The sequence below is a fragment of the Parendozoicomonas sp. Alg238-R29 genome (genome assembly GCF_947331445.1).
In the GTDB taxonomy this organism is placed as follows: Bacteria; Pseudomonadota; Gammaproteobacteria; order Pseudomonadales; family Endozoicomonadaceae; genus Sansalvadorimonas.
Window position 1 is genome coordinate 1 of the sequence record NZ_CAMZOG010000250.1, and the last position, 838, is coordinate 838.

Consider the following 838-nt stretch of genomic DNA (forward strand, 5'->3'; position numbering starts at 1 on the left):
CAATACTTCGGACAGTTTTTCATAACCGCTTGACCATGAGAGAAATCAGCGAAAATAGAGGAATCTAACGCTCTGTTCACTGATGTTTTTCTCTCATGGAAGCCATAGTAAAGATCGCTCTGGACGCCATGTCCACTGTCAAAAAGCCCCAGAAAACCTTCATCACACTGCTGCTCTTCACACTCATTGTGGTGCAAGGGAAAGCTAACTTTCGCAATATGAGCCGCTACTCCTCGATGAGCGAAAAGCGATTCAGCCGTTGGTATCGCTGTGCTTTCGACTTCTTTAAATTCAACTGTCTGGCTCTGTCGGATGTGGTTTCAAAGTCAAAAAATCTGATTGCAGCTCTGGATGCCAGCTTCATGACCAAGAGTGGCAAAAAGACAGATGGACTTGGGATGTTCTGGCGTGGGTGTACCAGTCAGTCTGAGCGAGGGCTTGAACTCTCTCTGCTCAGTATTGTCGATCTTCAGTCTAATACTGCATATGCTCTGGATGCCCAGCAAACATTGGATGAAGAAGGAAAAACCCGCGTTGACCTCTATGCGAACCAAGTGCTGAATCTGGCGAAAGAGCTTCTCACCATGGGGATTAAGTATCTTGCTGTTGACGCCTACTATTTCAAGCAAAAGTTTGTTTCAGCGGTGGTTCAAACTGGCTTGCATATTGCTGGCAAACTGAGAAATGATGCGGATCTCTTGTGGCTCTACAGTGGACCTTATTCTGGCAGCGGGCGTCCCAGAATTTATGATGGAAAAGTGAATCCTGAAAAAGATCTGAATCGGTTTGAGTCTGTTGGCAAGCTGGAAACGGGTGAAGAAGTGTACACCGGAGTCGT

General features: G+C 46.4%; 1 pseudogene. It reads left to right on the plus strand.

Annotation, left to right across the window (positions count from 1 at the left end):
* Window positions 1-95: 95 nt before the first annotated feature.
* Window positions 96-838 (plus strand): annotated as a pseudogene (locus QMA35_RS21900) (hypothetical protein); the annotation flags it as partial.